The organism is Methylobacter sp., from assembly GCF_004322395.1.
Lineage (GTDB): Bacteria > Pseudomonadota > Gammaproteobacteria > Methylococcales > Methylomonadaceae > Methylobacter_A.
Map to the genome: position 1 here is coordinate 32,528 of NZ_SCTW01000154.1, position 18,469 is coordinate 50,996.

The 18,469-nt window shown below is 48.6% G+C and carries 14 protein-coding genes; 12 read left to right on the forward strand and 2 right to left on the reverse strand.

Translation table 11 applies throughout. From position 1 onward, the window contains the following. From EPO18_RS19900 to EPO18_RS19920, 5 genes are all read left to right on the forward strand, one after another. On the forward strand, positions 1-789 hold the full coding sequence (locus EPO18_RS19900; RefSeq protein ID WP_292436529.1) for a YfaP family protein: 789 nt from the start codon (positions 1-3) through the stop codon (positions 787-789). A gap of 291 nt (positions 790-1,080) precedes the next feature. Continuing rightward, entirely contained in the window at positions 1,081-1,380 is a 300-nt protein-coding gene (locus EPO18_RS19905) for a DUF6763 family protein (protein ID WP_292436532.1), read from the forward strand. A 16-nt stretch (positions 1,381-1,396) separates the two neighbouring features. Then, the gene (locus EPO18_RS19910; RefSeq protein WP_292436534.1) at positions 1,397-2,242 is read left to right on the forward strand and encodes an ATPase; all 846 of its coding nucleotides are present in this window, start codon (positions 1,397-1,399) and stop codon (positions 2,240-2,242) included. An 18-nt stretch (positions 2,243-2,260) separates the two neighbouring features. After that, on the forward strand, positions 2,261-3,325 hold the full coding sequence (gene metA / locus EPO18_RS19915; RefSeq protein WP_292436536.1) for a homoserine O-succinyltransferase MetA: 1,065 nt from the start codon (positions 2,261-2,263) through the stop codon (positions 3,323-3,325). Next, positions 3,326-3,793 carry a nucleoside deaminase gene (locus EPO18_RS19920; protein ID WP_292436538.1) on the forward strand — a complete coding sequence of 156 codons (468 nt, stop codon included), beginning with the start codon at positions 3,326-3,328 and terminating at the stop codon, positions 3,791-3,793. 82 nt (positions 3,794-3,875) lie between these two features. Here EPO18_RS19920 and EPO18_RS19925 read toward each other — a convergent pair whose 3' ends face one another. After that, positions 3,876-4,280 (reverse strand): hypothetical protein, encoded by a 405-nt coding sequence (locus EPO18_RS19925; RefSeq protein WP_292436540.1) that lies wholly within the window; start codon positions 4,278-4,280, stop codon positions 3,876-3,878. Positions 4,281-4,494: 214 nt separating this feature from the next. On the opposite strand from EPO18_RS19925, the gene purM reads away from it, so the two are divergent. Continuing rightward, positions 4,495-5,538 carry a phosphoribosylformylglycinamidine cyclo-ligase gene (gene purM / locus EPO18_RS19930; protein ID WP_292436541.1) on the forward strand — a complete coding sequence of 348 codons (1,044 nt, stop codon included), beginning with the start codon at positions 4,495-4,497 and terminating at the stop codon, positions 5,536-5,538. Between the two features lie 174 nt (positions 5,539-5,712). Further along, positions 5,713-7,179 (forward strand): helicase HerA-like domain-containing protein, encoded by a 1,467-nt coding sequence (locus EPO18_RS19935; RefSeq protein WP_292436543.1) that lies wholly within the window; start codon positions 5,713-5,715, stop codon positions 7,177-7,179. Positions 7,180-7,326: 147 nt separating this feature from the next. Here EPO18_RS19935 and EPO18_RS19940 read toward each other — a convergent pair whose 3' ends face one another. Continuing rightward, entirely contained in the window at positions 7,327-9,975 is a 2,649-nt protein-coding gene (locus tag EPO18_RS19940) for a bacteriohemerythrin (protein WP_292436545.1), read from the reverse strand. A gap of 364 nt (positions 9,976-10,339) precedes the next feature. Between EPO18_RS19940 and EPO18_RS19945 the strand changes: the two genes are divergently transcribed. The 5 genes from EPO18_RS19945 (at position 10,340) to EPO18_RS19965 (ending at position 18,378) form a co-directional block, all read left to right on the forward strand. After that, on the forward strand, positions 10,340-10,687 hold the full coding sequence (locus EPO18_RS19945; RefSeq protein WP_292436547.1) for an FUN14 domain-containing protein: 348 nt from the start codon (positions 10,340-10,342) through the stop codon (positions 10,685-10,687). Between the two features lie 28 nt (positions 10,688-10,715). Further along, positions 10,716-11,069, forward strand: a complete 354-nt coding sequence (locus EPO18_RS19950; RefSeq protein WP_292436550.1) for a metalloregulator ArsR/SmtB family transcription factor — start codon at positions 10,716-10,718, stop codon at positions 11,067-11,069. A gap of 56 nt (positions 11,070-11,125) precedes the next feature. After that, positions 11,126-11,605, forward strand: coding sequence for an arsenate reductase ArsC (locus tag EPO18_RS19955; RefSeq protein ID WP_292436552.1), 480 nt, complete (start codon positions 11,126-11,128; stop codon positions 11,603-11,605). Positions 11,606-11,624: 19 nt separating this feature from the next. Further along, positions 11,625-12,695, forward strand: coding sequence for an ACR3 family arsenite efflux transporter (gene arsB / locus EPO18_RS19960; protein ID WP_292436554.1), 1,071 nt, complete (start codon positions 11,625-11,627; stop codon positions 12,693-12,695). A gap of 433 nt (positions 12,696-13,128) precedes the next feature. Next, a complete protein-coding gene (locus EPO18_RS19965; protein WP_292436556.1) occupies positions 13,129-18,378 on the forward strand; it encodes a cupredoxin domain-containing protein in 5,250 nt (1,749 codons plus the stop codon). The last annotated feature ends 91 nt before the right edge of the window (positions 18,379-18,469 follow it).

Sequence of the window (18,469 nt, forward strand, 5' to 3'; positions counted from 1 at the left end):
ATGAAACACCGAATCGTTTATCTTGCGCTATGCACCGCTTTAGCGATGCCGCCTGCCACTGCCGAATCTACGGTCAGTATTGATGTGCCCAAAGGGGGATGGCATGCAGCCAGCGATAAAAAGGCGTCTTTTACGCAGCAGGTTACTTATCCGGCGGCGTCTGTGAATACTCCTGCGAATCAAGCGGAGACGGCACTTATTCGTGGACGCATCGCGGCTCAGGCAAAACCCAGCGGCCGGCCGGCAACTCTGGTAGTCAACGGGGTGGCAATGCCGTTGCGGGTTGAGCAGGACGGCAGTTTTGAACGCCCTTATAGTTTCTCGCCCGGCAGCAACAGCGTTGAAGTTCGCGATCCCGACAGCCCCGAGGTAAACCGGGTGCAATTTTTGCATAACGGCAAGGAGCAGGCAGCAGCCGGGTTGCGCGTGGTGCTGTCATGGGACAGCGACAACACGGATCTTGATTTGCATGTGATAACGCCGGATGGCGGTCATGGCTGGTACGGCGATAGAGTATTGGGCAATGGCGGCGCTCTGGATGTGGATGTCACCACGGGTTACGGCCCGGAAATCTTTGCGATGCCTGCACCTTTAAAAGGCCGTTATCTGGTTTATATCAATTACTACGGCGGCGGTTATAGTGACGACGATCCCGCACAAATCATAACCACGGCGCATGTTACCGTCATTACCCAGGAAGGCACGGTCAATGAAAAACAGGAGAGTATTACGGTTCCGCTACGCGAGCCCGGAGAACTTACCCTCATTAGGAGTTTTAGTTATCCCTGACGCTTGGTTTGAACGCTGATGCAATCTGTTGCAGAGGGGCTTGTATGAAGAATTTATGACAACAATTCTTGCAAGAAAGATGTGCTTCCTTTATAAATATGACACCCGGATGCATCTGATCGGCATCGTCATAACAGGCTTTAACACTGACTTCAACATAAAAAATCCGCAAATTAAATTTATGTCGGTTAGCATAAAATACTTTTGTGTTTTCTTTCGCATTGTTAATAATAATATGTCTTTTTAGATATTTTGTATCGAAACATTCTGGCTAAGTATTGAGGAATAATCATGACAACCATAGCAGACCCCATAATCGGCAGTTGGTACAAGGATGTAGAAAACAATCTAAAATTTAAAGTCATCGCCATTGACGATAGCGATGATTCCATTGAAGTCCAATATCTTAACGGTGATATTGGCGAATATGATCATGACAGCTGGTATAACTCGACTTTCGATTATATCGAGGATCCTGAAGATTGGAGTGCGCCTTTTGACGATTTGGAAACCGATGATCTGGGTTATACCGATCCCGACGAGCACAGACCCAACCCTGAAGACATGGACATCGAAGACTACCTGGATTAATTAGGAAAACTATCACATGAGAATGAGTCCACAGGAATTCCTGGACTGGAAAACAAAACGAATTACCTTGTTGGCAATGTCCGGTGCCGGAAAAACCACGCTGGCCAATAAATTGCCCAAAGCCAAATGGTTCCATTATTCAGGCGACTACAGGATAGGCACAAAATATCTGGAAGAGCCTATCCTGGACAATATTAAACGTCAGGCCATGCGCGTTCCCTTTCTGCGCGAGTTGTTGCTTTCCGACTCCATTCATATCAGCAATAAGATAACCGTTGATAACTTGGCCCCCGTTTCCAGCTTTTTAGGCAAACTCGGCAATCCTGATTTAGGGGGATTGTCTTTACAGGAGTTTAAACGCCGGCAAAAACTGCATCATCAGGCCGAGATTGCTGCGATGAATGATGTGCCGGATTTTATTTATAAAGCGGTAGATATTTATGGATATAAGCATTTTGTCAATGATGCCGGCGGCAGCGTTTGCGAGCTGGACAGTCCGGAAACGTTGGAAACGCTGGCGCAGAACACGCTGATTGTTTACATCAAAATACCGCCGGTGTTGGAGCAAACCATTATTGAGCGCGCTAAATCCGATCCCAAACCGCTTTATTACCGGGAAGCGTTTCTTGATGAAAAAATTGCTGAATTCATGCAGCTTAAAAATCACTCTTCCACTGATGTTATGGAGCCTGATGACTTTGTCTCCTGGGTTTTTCCCGAGTTATTCAAATCCAGGCTACCCCGCTATCAAGCCATCGCCGATCAATACGGCTATACGGTTGACGCGAATGATGTCGCCACCGTTAAAGGCGAGGATGACTTTATCCGGCTTATCGCCGATGCCCTTGCTTCTCAGCAATGATATGGGAGGAGCCCGTTTATGCCTTTAGTTGCTCATACTGATCTGCCGACATTTCAGCGTCTTCGTGAAGAAGGGGAGGAAATATTAGATCCTAAACGCGCCAGTAATCAAGATATACGGGAAATGCATATCGGCCTGCTCAATATGATGCCCGATGCGGCATTGGAAGCGACAGAAAGACAGTTTTTCCGGTTGGTGGGGGCGTGCAACCAAATTGTTCAATTTCATGTGCATCCTTTTACCGTCGAAGGGCTAAAAAGGAGCCCGGAAGCGCAAGCTCATATTGCTAAATATTACGAGCCCTTTGAGAAAATCAAGCGGGATGGGCTGGATGCGCTGATCATCAGCGGCGCTAACGTTACCCATCCACGATTGCCCGAAGAGGATTTCTGGAAACCGTTGGCCGAGGTTTTTTTCTGGGCCAAGGAAAATGTTACCTCGATACTTTGTTCATGCCTTGCGACCCATGCGGTCATTCAATATTGTTACGGTATTGAGCGAACACGCCTGCAGGCCAAGCGCTGGGGAGTGTTTTCGCACAAGTTAACCAATCGGGCTCATCCATTGGTCGCGGAAATCAACACCCGTTTCGATGTTCCTCACTCCCGTTTTAATGAAATATTCCAAAGCGACATGGAACAGCATGGGCTTAAAGTCCTGGCCGTCAGCAAGGAAGCCGGTGTGCATCTTGCCGTCAGCCCGGACGGTTTTCGCATTGTGTTTTTTCAGGGCCATCCTGAATATGATGACATCAGCTTGTTAAAAGAATACAAGCGGGAAGTCTTGCGCTTTTATCGCGCTGAAATAGACGACTATCCGCCATTCCCCGAAAACTACTTTAATGATGCCGTTCAGCAGGTTTTGGTCGATTATGAACAGCAGGTCAGAATAGCTAGACAGAACGGGCAGAGGCTGCAAGAATTTCCGGAAAATCTAATTCTCGAACATATCGACAACACCTGGAGCGACACTGCAAAAGCGGTATTCAACAACTGGTTGGGAAAGATATATCAATTGACCCATCAGGAGCGAGGCCTGCCTTTTATGGATGGCGTAGATCCAAACAATCCATTAGGTTTGTAGATGCACAAAGATTTTTTGCAACAAGCCGTTGATTTGGCTGTAGACAATGCCAGATCAGGGCAGGGAGGTCCATACGGGGCTATTGTCGTAAAAGATAACCGGCTGATTGCGGCCAGCGGCAACAAAGTTACCACCACCATCGACCCTACCGCTCATGCGGAAGTGATGGCTATACGTCTGGCCTGTAAAGAACTGAACGATTTCCAGCTGCACGGCTGTATCCTCTATTCCAGTTGCGAACCTTGCCCGATGTGTTTAGGGGCAATCTATTGGGCGAGACTAGCAAAAGTCTATTTTGCATGTAGCCGACATGATGCGGCTGCCGCCAACTTTGACGACAGCTTTATTTACGATGAAATTTCTGTTTTACCGCATCAGCGCAGCATTGCCATGCTGCATTTAAACCTGCCGAATGCCCTGCAGCCGTTTAATATATGGGCTGAAAAGAGCGATAAAGTGCTTTATTGAAAAACAGGCAAAAGGCTAAGGGCGAAAGGCGAAAAACCTAAGCTTCTAAGCTCGTCCTTTAGTCTTTTGCCTTTCGTCTCTGTCATTTATTAGCAATCTTAATTAACCATCCATTGTTATCGGTACATCCTAATTCCGCTTTGGCGCTGACATTGATCCTGACATATTGGCCATTCAAAGCGGCAGGCAACTTTGCCTTAACCCGATGAAAACTGCTATTGCTTTCAACGGTATACTCAAGAATTTGATTTTTAGCGGTCAGTTTTATCGTGTCCGGCTTGGCCCAAGGCGAGACAAGAAAGGTAAATGTAGATTCAGGCGGAACCTCGGTTTTTTCGGGTTCTTTATAGACCGGAAGAGTGAAGTCTCTAAATTGGGGTTTTTTGCAAATCTCTTCTGTTAAGCCGGGATCATAGGCAATAGCTGTATTGGCAAATGATAACGTTACAATAAACAGTATAGGGTTAAGCATTTTTATTATATTCATATCCACTCCTCAAAAAAGACTCTGTGTTGTTATTGACAGTTTCGGTTGAACGCAACAGGAAACCGCATTAATTATTTTCAGCTTGGCGCAATATTCACACAAGCGCTACGATACTGTTCGATAGATAAATCTATACACATTCATAACCTTCAGACAAAACCGATGATGTCTTGTACAATATCGGAAGTTTAAATTTTAGCAAGAGAACACCACATTGAGCGAACAAAATCAAGAAGGCTTGAATTATAAAAGTGCAGGCGTTGATATTGAGGCCGGTAATGCATTAGTTGAACGCATCAAGCCTATTGCAACTAGAACACGTACAGCAGGCGTCATGGCCGGTTTAGGCGGTTTCGGGTCCATGTTTGAATTGCCATTGGATCGTTATCGGCAACCGGTTCTGGTTTCCGGTACCGATGGCGTAGGCACCAAGCTTAAACTAGCCAATGAATTGGATATTCATGATACCATCGGCATCGACCTGGTTGCGATGTGCGTCAACGATATTATCGTTCAGGGCGCAGAGCCTTTATTTTTCCTTGATTATTTTGCTACCGGCAAACTGGATGTCGATACTGCCGCATCGGTCGTAGAAGGCATCGGTAAAGGCTGCGAACTGGCAGGCGCGGCGTTGGTCGGTGGCGAAACTGCAGAAATGCCGGGTATGTATGCGGACGGTGAGTATGATCTGGCTGGATTTTGCGTCGGCATCGTGGAAAAAAGCAAAGTGCTTGACGGCAGTCAAGTCAAAGCCGGCGACAAGCTGATTGGCATTGCATCGTCCGGTCCGCATTCCAATGGTTATTCATTAATCCGGAAAATCATTGCCCATAGTAATTGTGCGCTTACCGATATTTTCAATGGCACAACCTTAGGTTCAGCTTTGCTAGAACCTACCAGAATCTACGTTAAATCGTTATTGGCGCTGTTGGATAAAGTGCCGGTGCATGCGTTGGCCCATATCACTGGCGGCGGTTTGACAGAGAATCTGCCAAGGGTGCTGCCTTTGGGGACCCAGGCTAATATCGACCTTACTTCTTGGGAGTTCCCAGACATTTTCAAGTGGTTGCAGGAAAAAGGCAATGTATCGCTGCCGGATATGCTGACTACCTTTAATTGCGGCATCGGCATGATAGTTTGTGTCGCTTCCGAAGATGAGCGGGCTACGCTTCAAACGCTTAGCCAACTGGGCGAGACAGCTTTTGCTATCGGTGAATTGGTTGAGTCTGAAGGCAAGCCGGAAGTTAAATATTTGTAAACTGGCTTTAACTGTTTCCACTTAAAGCATATCACCGCGAAGGTCACGAAGAAAAAACCAAAATAAAAATTCCATGTTCTTCGTGTCTTGGCAACTGCTCCATGCAGTCGTTCGTGATAAATATTTCTTAGCTATTACGTAAAACAAATTGTCATCATTGAAAGGACATTAATTATGCAGGAAATTTTAATTGGTGGTCAAAATGGTACCCAAGTCATTATGGATGCCGCAATGGGGAATCGCCATGGAATGATTTCAGGGGCGACCGGTACGGGTAAAACGATTACCCTGCAAATTCTGGCAGAGGGATTTTCAAAAATAGGTGTTCCTGTTTTTCTAGCCGATATCAAAGGCGACCTGTCCGGTATTACTGTTCCGGGTCAACCGCATGAGAAAATTTCCGAGCGTGTTCAACAGATTGGTATCGCTAATTATCAGCATCACGGTAATCCGGCTGTTTTCTGGGATATTTTTGCCAAAATGGGACATCCGGTGCGCACCACTATTTCAGATATGGGGCCATTGTTACTCAGCAATCTGTTGGAGTTGAATGACACGCAAACAGGGGTTCTTTACAGCTGTTTTAAAATCGCCGATGACAATGGCCTGCTATTGCTGGATTTAAAAGATTTGCGTTCCATGTTGCGTTGGATGGGCGATGAGTCTAAAGAATTGCAAACAGAGTACGGCAATATTTCCGATGCAAGTCTTGGCGCGATACAAAGACAATTATTGGTGCTGGAAGAACAGGGTGCCGAGATGTTTTTTGGCGAACCTGCTATACAACTGGGGGATTTCTGTAAGACGGATTTTTCAGGCAATGGTGTTATCAGCATTCTTGATGCGACCGAGCTGAATAGAAAATCACCGCGTTTATATGCCGCTTTTCTACTCTGGCTGCTGTCCGATTTATTCGAAACTTTACCGGAAGTCGGTGATTCGGATCGTCCCAAGCTAGTGTTGTTTTTTGATGAAGCGCATTTGCTTTTTGATCAAGCCCCCAAGGTATTAGTGGATAAAATCGAACAAATTGTCAGATTGATTCGTTCCAAGGGCGTGGGCGTGTATTTTATCAGCCAGAGTCCGCTGGATATTCCCGAAGATATTTTGGGCCAGCTGGGCCTTAAAATTCAACATGCCTTAAGGGCTTATACGCCGAAAGATCAACAAGTCATCAAAAGCGTCGCCGGCACTTTCCGTAGTAATCCAAAGTTAGATACAGAAACCGTGATTCAGGAATTGAAGACAGGTGAAGCGTTGGTCTCAGTACTGAATAAAGATGGCAGTCCAGCACCGGTTGAACGGATTTTTATTCGTCCGCCTGAGTCTCAACTAGGCTCGATATCCCCGCAGCAACGCGATGAAATAATGCGTCGATCACCCTTTAGCGGCCGGTATGAACAGGAAATCGATCGGGAGTCGGCCTATGAATTGCTCAAGAAAAAAGCCGAACGGCAGGCTGACAAAGCGGTTGAGGAGTTGCAAATCAAACAGCCGGAAAAAACAACATCCAGCCAGTCAAGAGGCCGGCAAAGCGTCGGTGAAGCGCTGCTAAAAAGTGCGGCACGCAGCATAGGCAGTACGGTAGGCAGACAGATTATTCGAGGCATTATGGGCTCGTTATTGGGTGGACGGCGGTAATATCGAGGTTAATGCGATACCGACATCGCAACCTGACCGGAGAGTGTTGCCAAACGCCTGTTTTCGCTTTCGCTTGAACAGGCCGCTTCGACAAGCTCAGGACAGGCCGCTTCGACATGCTCAGGACAGGCTTATTCCGTCCTACTGCTAATTAAAGCTCTGCTCTCGTAACAGCACAGCAAACTCTTCCGCCGGTACAGGTGGGCTTTTGATATATCCTTGATATAAATCGCAATTTTTTCTTCGTAAAAATGCCAGTTGTTCCGGCGTTTCAACACCTTCGGCCAGGACTTTAAAGCCCAGAATATGCCCCATCGCAATAATAGTGGCGGCAATTTCCGTATCGTCTTGCAAGTGAGGAATGTCATCGATAAAACTTTTGTCGATTTTCAGCACATCCAGCGGAAAATGCTTGAGATAAGCCAGCGACGAAAAACCGGTACCAAAATCGTCAATGGCAAGATGAATACCCTGCGAACGTAGCTTGTTCAAAAGAGCCATAACATTCTCCTGATTTTCCATCAGTCCGCTTTCAGTCATTTCCAGCTCAAGATACTCGGCCGGAAATCCAGTTTCGCTTAAGCATGTAGCAACCAAAGCGCTAATATCGCCGCGGCGGAACTGTTGCGAGGAAACGTTGACCGCCAAGGTTAGCGGAGGCAAACCTGCATCCAGCCAAAGACGGCCTTGTCTACAGGTTTCCCGTAATACCCATTCTCCGATTTCCAAAATCAGCCCCGTTTCTTCGGCGATAGGGATAAAACGCAATGGCGGAATTAAGCCTTCTACCGGGTCCTGCCAACGCACCAAGGCCTCTGCGCCGACTATATGTCCACTGGCAATATCCACCTGAGGCTGGTAGTAAACGCACAATTCCTGCTGTTCAACTGCACGACGCAGCCGCGTCTCCAATGCAATGCGCTCGCGGGCTGCAAGCGTCTGGTCTTCGGAAAAATAAGCATAGCAGCCGCGTCCGGCATCTTTGGCTTGATATAGCGCCGCATCGGCGTGATCCATCAGTATTTCATAGCTGGCGCCATGTTCCGGATACAGGCTGATACCGATACTGGCGCCAATCTGTACATCGTTACTTTGGGTTAACTGAAAAGCCTTGCTTAAAACCAGGATGATTTCCGAGGCCACCCGGGCGGCATCTTCCGGATGAGCAATGTCCTCGAGTAGTACGACAAATTCATCGCCGCCCAAACGTGCTACCATGTCCACGTCGCGCAATCTTGCCGAGATACGGACAGCGACTTGTTGCAGCAGTTCGTCGCCTGCCAGATGCCCCAAACTGTCGTTGACCGCTTTAAAACGATCCAGGTCAAGCATCAGTAATGCCAGTTGCTTGCCCTCACGACGTTCTACTTCGATGCTATGTTTCAATCGCTCCTGCAACAGCCGGCGATTAGGAAGTTGGGTAAGCGGATCGTAAAAAGCCAGCTGTTTGATTTCTTCCTCGGCGGCCTTGCGTGAAGTAATGTCGGAAAAGGAGCCGACATAATGATTGACTTGTTTACTCCGGTCTTCGGATTCTTTCACCGCCGTGATAATAAGCCATTGAGGGTACACCTCGCCATTTTTACGGCGATTCCATATTTCACCTTGCCATGCATCGGTACGATTGATGTTTTCCCACATTGCAGCATAAAAAGCCTTGTCATGCAGTCCTGAACTGAGCAAGTTGGGGTTCCTGCCGATGGCTTCCTGGGCGCTGTAGCCGGTGATTCGGGTAAATGCCTGATTGACTTTGAGGATGATATTATTTGCATCGGTGACCAGCATCGCATCCTGCAATTCAAAAGCAGTGGCGGCAATGCGAAGGTCTACTTCATCCTGCTTTTGCTTGGTGATATCGGTAATAAAGCCGTGCCAAAGCACGGAACCATCCGTCTGTAGCTGCGGTAGGGCATTGCCGAACAACCAGCAGACAGATTCGTCGTTAAACTTCAAGCGGTATTCCTGACGCCATGGCGTTAGATTCTGTGCCGAAATCCTAAAGGAAGTCTTGAAGTTTTCCAAATCATCAGGATGTAAAGCAGCAAGTACCTTGCTCGCATCTTCGCTGACTTCTTCCGGGCTAACCCGGTAGATAGCGTGAATGGCCTCATTGGCGTACGGAATGCAGGAACGGCCATCGGGAAATAACTGAAATTGGAATACCAGCCCAGGTACCTGGCTGGCTATTTTCTGGAGGCGATCCAGCGCATCCAGGCTTGCCTGTTCTGCTTTTTCCCGTTCAACCACTTCCTTTGCCAGCTGCATGGTGCGTGAAGAGAGCGCGTCGTACATGGAAAGCATGGTTTCGATCAGCACTTTCATTGCCCCGCTCATTTCTTGGTCGGCTTGCTTTTTAGCTTGATTTAGCGGTTTGCCTGATTGCACCGCCAACACCACCTTCGCCATACGCATGTCGGTATCCAGAATATGAAAAGCCAGCCATTGGGTCAGAAATGTCAGAATTTCCTCAATCACCTGATCCAGTGGTCTGATGGTTTTGCTGCCCATTATTCTGTTTACGGTAGCCAGAAATCTCCTGTGATCGTCTTTATGCTTTGTTTCCCAGGCGTCTTCAGGAAAGAATGTGTGCCATATACGTTCTTCTGCCTGAAAATGGTAAATAGCGTATTCCGCCAAGTCATTGAATACATTATTCAGTGTGGGCATGTCCGATTGATAGGCCAAGTGACCGGCCAGCACATTCAATAAATCGACCAACTTTTGATGTTGTTCATCAATCAGCGGTACTCCAACTTCGAAATTTTTATTCCATGGAAAAACTTCAACTGAATACATAATGCTCTCGTCCAACCTAAAAATTTGGTTGGGTTTTTATGGTGAAAATCAAAAATATTGTAGGCTTATAAGTAAGCTTCAACCGATTATATGTAAGCTTTAACCGATATAAACTTTGTTAGTCTAGCACGCTAAATGCCTTCGTATGAATTGCTCAGTATAGCTTTGTTTTCCGACGTGATTGAGATTAGTGATAAAATGAAACATTAACAATATGATGCACAGTTATTTTATTAACCTAAGGCTAGTTCGGTTTTTGATAGATCGTACGGTTAAAAGCATACAATCCGTCAATCACGAAGATGGGCTTCGTACCGCATCATGCTGAAAACTCTAATAATCACAATAGTGGAAACTCAGGATCATGAATACCCATACAGTCGATGCAACACCTTCTACCGACATCTTTTCTTCGACTTTTTTAATAGGCAATGTTGGCGCGCCGTTTGTTATCGGGCTGGCGGTCGGTTACTTCGCTAAAAAAATGTTGCGCACGGCGTTGTTTTTGGGAGGTGCTGCCATCGTACTGCTCTTTGCGGCAGAATATTATGGCGTTATCGATATAACCGATGAAAAACTGCAACATGCCGCTACTGCCGCTACGGAAGCTGCAAAAAGCTCCGGTGGGTTCCTGGTGGATCGTCTGACCAGCATTACCAGCAAAGGTATCAGCGGGGTTGGCGGATTTTTTGTCGGATTCAAGCTGGGCTAGTTCTCCTGGCTCATGAATCGCTATAAATATGATAACGCCAACGACTCTATTTAAATGCCTGTCAGATGAGACCCGCTTGCGCTGCGTGGTTCTGCTGCATGAAGAAGGCCGGCTCTGCGTTTGCGAGTTAACCCATGCGCTGGATTTATTGCAGCCTAAAATCTCGCGCCACCTCGCGCAATTGCGGCAGAGCAACCTGTTGCTGGACAGCCGCGAGGGACAGTGGGTGTATTATCAAATTAATCCTGAGTTACCGGCTTGGGTATTTGAGATTTTAGATGTCACCGTCAAGCAGTTCGCTACCAATGCCAAACAGCAAAAAGATAGCGGCCGCTTGCGGGCAATGGGCGATCGTCCCGAGATAACGAAATATTGCGGCTGATTTTTTTTATCTTATAATATTCGTTTATCCGAATATATAAATGTAAGGAACAAGCCATGTTAAAAGTTTTGATATTGTGTACCGGGAATTCTTGCCGAAGTGTGTTGGGCGAGGCGCTAATTAATCATTTGGGCGGCGACCGGTTTCAGGCTTTTTCAGCCGGCAGTCATCCGACCGGTAAGGTAAATGCCAACGCACTGGCGACATTGGAACGTCACAGCATCTCAACCGAGGGGTTTTCCAGCCAATCCTGGGATGAATTCGGCGATAAAGGCATCGATATTGCGATTACCGTTTGCGACAGTGCAGCCGGAGAAGCGTGTCCTGTCTATCTTAATAGTGTGGTCCGGGCTCATTGGGGCTTGCCCGATCCGGCTCATGTCACTGGTAGTCCTGAGGTAGTTGAAGCGGCTTTTGAAGCGACTTATGCGGCTCTGGAAAAACGGATACACCATCTGTTGGCGTTGCCGGTTGAGACAATGTCCAAGCCTGAATTGACCGAGGCGCTAAACAAGATTGGCGCGGAAACTCTTTGATAATTCAGGAAGCAATATCATGAATGCACAATTTGATCTAATCCCGAAACGTTTGGGATTCGTAGAGCGGTTTCTGACGCTATGGATATTTATCAGCATGGCGGGAGGGATTTCGCTGGGCTATTTCATTCCCGGTTTCACAGAGTGGCTGAGCCGCTTTCAAGTGGGAACCACCTCCATGCCTATCGCTATCGGCCTGATACTAATGATGTACCCGCCGCTGGCCAAGGTGCGTTACGAGGAATTACCCAAGGTTTTTAAGAACACCAAGATTTTGCTGCTGTCCCTGATCCAAAACTGGGTAATCGGCCCGGTGCTGATGTTTACGCTGGCCGTTATCTTTCTTAGGGATTACCCGGAGTATATGGTGGGGCTGATTATCATCGGCTTGGCCCGTTGCATTGCGATGGTGTTGGTCTGGAACGAGCTGGCTGAGGGCGACACCGAATATTGCGCTGGTTTAGTGGCGTTCAACTCCATCTTCCAGATGTTATTCTTTTCCGTTTATGCGTATGTTTTCGTCACTGTCTTGCCGGATTGGTTGGGGATCGCTTCCGGTCTTGAAGTTCAGGTTACCATGATCCAAGTCGCTAAAAGCGTGCTGATTTACTTAGGCATTCCTTTTTTCGGCGGCATGTTCACGCGTTTTTTTCTAGTGCGGCGCAAGGGTTTACAGTGGTATGAGGAAACGTTCATGCCGAAAATCAGCCCGGTTACCCTGATTGCGCTGCTGTTCACCATTCTGGTCATGTTCTCTCTCAAAGGCGAATATATTGTGCAGTTGCCTATGGATGTGGCGCGCATTGCCATACCGCTGATCATCTACTTTCTGATCATGTTTCTGGTCACGTTTTATATGTCGGCCAACTCAGGGGCAGGGTATCGCATTAGCGCCACGCTGTCGTTTACCGCTGCCGGTAATAATTTCGAGTTAGCCATCGCGGTGGCTATCGCGGTTTTCGGGCTGCAATCAGGAGAAGCGTTTGCCGCAGTGATTGGCCCTTTGGTAGAAGTTCCGGTATTGATCGGGTTGGTTAAAGCTGCGCTTTATTTTAGACAGCACTTCCATCTTTCGCCTGCATTCAAGTAGCTTATACAGGTAATCTCCGTTCCCAGCAAAATCTGCATTAGCAATTGCCGAGGTGAAATACCTGTTGCCTGTAGGCAAAAAAAATGCGGCTGATTAGGCCGCATAAAGAAGGATATAAAACTCTGAATCCCGAGGAGGGAATTTGCATCTCAAGAGTTGTATATATATTAGTAAAAATACTTAGGTGATGGAATGTGGCAAATTGCCGCGTGTCAGAATGTCGCAGATTTATGTCAAAAATATCTAAGTACTAGTTCGTAATAGATGAATATTTCAGGTTTTTACCTGACTTTTAAGCTCTTTTTTTAGGGTTTTACCCGATTCTTAATCGCCTTCCCAAGTTGTATTGTTGGGTCATCTCATAAATGCATTGTTAACAATGCAAAAGCTGAGAGCCACTCAACACTGCTTGAACAAATCCGGGAGGGAAATTATGAAATCACACCCCAACGTTCAGACCAAAACCCAATTCCAAAGCGCATCGCTTGCTAAGCTGTGTTTATTAATATTGGCGCTAGCGGCAACCGGTCTAGCTCAGGCTGCTCAGAATTGTATAACCGCTGATGTGGTTGCGTTAGATCAAACTTTCTATTACAACCGGCTTGGCGCAATGAATCCTTCGGGGATGATTTATGCATTGAAGCGCGATGTGGTTGCAATAGATGGAGCGTCGCAACCATCTCCTGGAAACGCAATGTTGCGAGCCGGCAAGCGGCCAAGACCATTAGTGCTGCGTGTTAATGAAGGCGGTTGTTTAACTGTCAACTTCACCAACTGGCTAAGTATGCCGAATACCGGCACCGGTACTGTTCCTGACCCTACCGCTCCCGATATACATGATCCCAACGTGATAGAGGCTGAAACTGTCACTGGCCCGGCCACGCGCACCGCATCATTTCATGTGATCGGCATGCAGTTGGAAGGCATAGAGTCGGACGGCTCGAATGTAGGTAATAACAGCAATAGCTTGGCGAACCCAGGCGAAACCAAAACCTACACCTTTTACGCGCAGAAAGAAGGCACCTATTTCGCTTACAGTACGGCAGCGACGACAGGAGGCGAAGGCAATGGCGGCTCACTGGCTCATGGCTTGTTCGGTGCGGTCCATGTAGAAAACAAGGGCGCACAATGGTACCGCAGCCAGGTTACGGAACAGGATTTGGCGTTAGCCGCAACAGGCTCTACCAAATCGGAAGCGGATGGGAAATATTACCCGGTTATCGATTACGAAGCCGTTTATCCCGCTGTTGAAACCCGAAAATCGGCCGAGCAACTTAGTTTAACTGCCAATCCGGATGGCACCACCACTAAGGCAGTCATGACCAAACTGACCAGCAATATCGGTTTTATTAGCGAGGATAAAGGTAGAGTCTTGATCTGGGAGAATGGCAAGGCGAATATTAAAGATGTTCTTGCCGACGGCTCGGCCACAATAGATGGAGCCTTTAACAGCGAGATATTGCCATATACCTGGAAGATCGAAGGCACTGAGCCCCATCCTTTCGCAGGCACACCGATACTGAATATGCTGGATGGCACCAAAATCGTTCATTCCGATCTTAACGCGATCATTACCGGAAGCAACCTAGGTCCCTTCGAAACAAAACAGGAACCCAACAATGCAGTCTATCCGGGACGCACCGACCCGTTCCGGGAATTTACCGTTATTTTTCACGACGAGATCAAGGCTGTGCAGGCATTTCCGGCTTGGTATAACGATCCGGCTTTCATCCACACTTTGCACAGCGTCAGGGACGGTTTTGCGATGAATTACGGTTCAGGCGGTATCGGCTCGGAAATTATCGCCAACCGGTTAAAACTCGGTCCGATGAAAGACTGTGTCGAGTGCAAATATGAAGAATTCTTTTTAACTTCCTGGGTGCTGGGCGATCCGGCAATGGTGGTCGATGTGCCGGCGACCGTTAATGCCAATGGAATGGGCGTGGTTGAGAATCCCCAGTTCGCGACCAAAGCTTACTTCCCGGACGATCCGTCCAACGTTCACCACAGTTACCTCAATGACCGGGTGAAGTTCAGGAATCTGCACGCAGGCCCCAAGGAGCATCACATTTTCCACCTGCACGCCCACCAATGGCTGCATAGCCCCGATAGCGACAACTCCGCCTATCTGGACAGCCAGAGCATCGGGCCGGGCAGCGGTTATACCTATGAAATTGCCCATCACGGCAGTGGCAACCGTAACCGGACAGTCGGAGATTCGATATTTCATTGCCATTTTTACCCTCACTTTGCCCAGGGTATGTGGGAGTTATGGCGAGTACATGACGTACTGGAGACCGGCACCGTATTAGCCACGGACGGCAGGCCGGCTCAAGGTTCCAGGGCGCTGCCGGATTATGAAATCAAGGCGGGAACCCCGATACCGGCTTTGGTGCCTATGCCGACGATGGCAATGGCGCCGCTACCAGGCGCCAAGGCAGAGATTGAATACAGTGCGGGTCAGCCGACCGGCCAAATTAAGTTACCTGAAGTGGCAACGGGTAATCCTGGGTATCCGTTTTTTATTCCCGGTATTGCCGGACACCGTCCGCCGCACCCACCGATGGATACTATTGTTGATGGCGGTCTGCCCCGTCATATCGTCACCGGCGGTACGGCAACCAGCTATCAGGAACGGGATAATTTCAACAAAATTCTTAATACCTTAGCCGCAAAGAAGCTGCCTGAATCGGGAACACCGTGGGAGAGACAGGCCATGCTATTTCATGGCGGCGACGGCGTTACAGCGGGGCCGAAGCATCACACCACGCCGAAACCGAATGGCGGAACCGGGTCATTCAAAGTCAACGGCTTGCCAGCGGTTGCCGGCGCACCCTATGCCGACCCGTGCATTAACGATGCCCAGCAGCCTGCTACCGGTAAGAATCGTTTTTATCATGCTGCGGCTATTCAGCTGGATGTCAAAATGAACAAGACGGCCTGGCATTTTCCGCAACAGCGCATTCTGACTTTATGGGACGATGTGGCAGCTACGATTGATGGAATCAGGCCTCCCGAACCGATGTTTTTTAGAGCCAACAGCGGCGAGTGCATCATTTTTGAACACACCAACCTGGTTCCAAATGTTTATAAAAAGGACGCTTTCCAAGTCGAGACGCCGACCGATATTATCGGCCAGCATATTCATTTGGTTAAATTCGATGCAACATCGTCCGACGGTTCCGGCAACGGTTGGAATTATGAAGACGGCACTTTCAGTCCCGAAGAAATTCATGAGCGTCAGGTTGCGCTTAATGAACCCTCAGGCCAATGGTTGGACCCTGAAAATGTAAATGCCGCTAAACCTGGTATATGCAAATTGACAGGATTTGAAAAAGGTAAGGGAACTTGTATACAAACCACAATACAACGATGGTACGCCGATGATGTGACGAACAACGTGGGTGAAGACCGGACGTTGCGCACGGTCTTCACCCATGACCATTTCGGCCCGTCAACGCATCAACATCCCGGACTTTATGCCGGTCTGGTTGTTGAGCCGGTGGGTTCGATATGGAAGCATAATGAAACCGGAGCGATTCTGGGCAACAGAAAAGACGGCGGCCCGACCACTTGGCAAGCCATCATCGAACCCGGTAATGGCGAAAAACCTTACCGCGAGTTTATGTTGGAAATGGGCGATTTTTCGCTTGCCAGCCGGCCCGACGGCACGCCGGTTAATCCGCCCGGAAAAAAGGAAGACGGGCTGCATAATTTGCTCGCTCTAGCGCCGACCTGTCCGGGTGGTGGCGCAAGACCCTGCCCGGAAGCCATTTCCGCCGAAGAACCCGGCACTATGACGGTAAACTATCGAAACGAGCCGATAGCCCAGCGGATACATAACGGAATCAACGGGCAGACGGCCGGCACGGCGGGCGATCTTTCATTCGCATTCGAGTCGCGGACAGACCGCGCTATTACCGCACTGAACAGTCAACCCACTTTTTTTGCTTCGCCGTTGACTAAGGATGTATTGCCCGGAGACCCGTTTACTCCGTTATTGAAAGCCTATAGCGGCGATAAAGTCCAAATCAGGATTTTAATGGGCGCTCATGAAGAAGGGCATAACTTCAGCGCACACGGCATCAAATGGCTGTTCGAACCGTCTTTGAAAGACTCCGGCTACAAAAATTCACAGATGCTGGGAATTTCCGAGCACTTTGAGTTTGAGATACCCGCAGTAGACGCGGTCAAATCAGGAACGCCGTGGGCCGATCTCGCCTATTTCCCTGGCACAGCGACAGACGATGTTTGGAACGGCCTGTGGGGAATCATGCGGGCTTATAACGGTAAAGGAAACTTCTCCAATCAATATCCGGCGCCGACGCTGGCGAAGTTACCAAGCAATCCGAATGGGATAGCGCTATCGCCAAAGGCCTGTGCCGTAGTAGGTAACAAGGCCGAGCCGAATTGCTCGGGCATGAACGGGGTTTGCCCGACCAATGCACGGAAAGTTGATTTTAAGGTTCATGCTTTTCTTGCCCAGGATGTGCTGGGTGGCCCGCTGGTCTATAACTACACTGCCGGGCTTGAAGATCCAGGTGCTATTTTGTATGTTCGCGATCAGGACTTCAACACTAAAACAAACCGGCTGAAACCGGGTGTTCCGATAGAGCCCTTGATTCTTCGCGCCAATGCAGGGGACTGTATTAAGCTGGATTTGGTCAATCACCTTCCGGCTAACTTAAGCGTTACTCAAGCTGACGGCTATAGCACGCTGCCGATGATCATCGAAGGCTTTAACAACAACGACATACAACCTTCCAGCTATGTAGGGCTAACGCCGCAATTGCTGGAGTTTGATGCGTTAACCGGCGGCGGCCTGAGCGTAGGATCGAATTGGACCTTATGGAAGGGCGATTCAATCATCGCAGCCCCCGGTAAGTCGGTCAGCTATAAATGGTATGCGGGCAGAATGACAGTTAAAACCGATCCTAGCTCCGCTTCTAAAACAGAGCGGCTTTTTGCCGAACCTGTTGAATACGGCGCAATCAACCTGATGCCGTCGGACCGGATCAAGCAAACCAGCAAAGGCGCCATCGCCGCGATGGTCATCGAGCCATTGGGCTCTACCTGGGTCGAAGACATTGATTCACGCGCTTCGGCTACGGTTACGCTACCTGATAAATCAACATTCAGAGAGCATGTGCTGATCTTTCAGGATGACCTGAATTTACAGCACAATGGCGCCGCCGTACCGAATACCGCCCAATCTGATGATCCCGAAGATACCGGACAAAAAGCCTTTAACTATAAGACCGAACCGCTGTGGACACGGATGGGATTCGCTCCGGGAACGCCGCTGGAGTTAACCCGCAACGAAGACTTCAGCAACGTACTGCAAGGCCCGGCAGAAACTCCGGTATTCAAATCCAAAGCCGGCGATACCGTTCGTCTGCGTGTTTTGCAGTCGGGTGGCCATGCGCGCAACCATGTATTTCAGTTGCACGGACACGGTTGGCAGGAAGAGCCCTATACCAATGGATCAACGGTGATGGCTGAAAATAACTGGTCCGAATGGAAGGGTTCCCAGGAGGGTATCGGCCCCGGCAGCCATCTTAACCTGTTGCTGACCAATGGAGCGGGCGGTTTTTACGGTACGCCGGGCGATTACCTGTATCGGGATCAGGCATCGTTCCAGTTTGACAATGGTTTGTGGGGGATATTCCGGGTAGAAAAATAGAAGCCGGCGCGTTACCCGTAAAAAACCGGGTCATTATTCCTGTTCGCTGTAGATTAGGCTAACGCCGGCATGTCGATGAATATGCCGGCGT

Coding starts and splice junctions, on each gene's coding strand:
- EPO18_RS19900 (WP_292436529.1), top strand. CDS start 1: ATGAAACACCGAATCGTTTATCTTGCGCTATGCACCGCTTTAGCGATG.
- EPO18_RS19905 (WP_292436532.1), top strand. CDS start 1,081: ATGACAACCATAGCAGACCCCATAATCGGCAGTTGGTACAAGGATGTA.
- EPO18_RS19910 (WP_292436534.1), top strand. CDS start 1,397: ATGAGAATGAGTCCACAGGAATTCCTGGACTGGAAAACAAAACGAATT.
- metA (WP_292436536.1), top strand. CDS start 2,261: ATGCCTTTAGTTGCTCATACTGATCTGCCGACATTTCAGCGTCTTCGT.
- EPO18_RS19920 (WP_292436538.1), top strand. CDS start 3,326: ATGCACAAAGATTTTTTGCAACAAGCCGTTGATTTGGCTGTAGACAAT.
- EPO18_RS19925 (WP_292436540.1), bottom strand. CDS start 4,280: ATGAATATAATAAAAATGCTTAACCCTATACTGTTTATTGTAACGTTA.
- EPO18_RS19935 (WP_292436543.1), top strand. CDS start 5,713: ATGCAGGAAATTTTAATTGGTGGTCAAAATGGTACCCAAGTCATTATG.
- EPO18_RS19940 (WP_292436545.1), bottom strand. CDS start 9,975: ATGTATTCAGTTGAAGTTTTTCCATGGAATAAAAATTTCGAAGTTGGA.
- EPO18_RS19945 (WP_292436547.1), top strand. CDS start 10,340: ATGAATACCCATACAGTCGATGCAACACCTTCTACCGACATCTTTTCT.
- EPO18_RS19950 (WP_292436550.1), top strand. CDS start 10,716: ATGATAACGCCAACGACTCTATTTAAATGCCTGTCAGATGAGACCCGC.
- EPO18_RS19955 (WP_292436552.1), top strand. CDS start 11,126: ATGTTAAAAGTTTTGATATTGTGTACCGGGAATTCTTGCCGAAGTGTG.
- arsB (WP_292436554.1), top strand. CDS start 11,625: ATGAATGCACAATTTGATCTAATCCCGAAACGTTTGGGATTCGTAGAG.
- EPO18_RS19965 (WP_292436556.1), top strand. CDS start 13,129: ATGAAATCACACCCCAACGTTCAGACCAAAACCCAATTCCAAAGCGCA.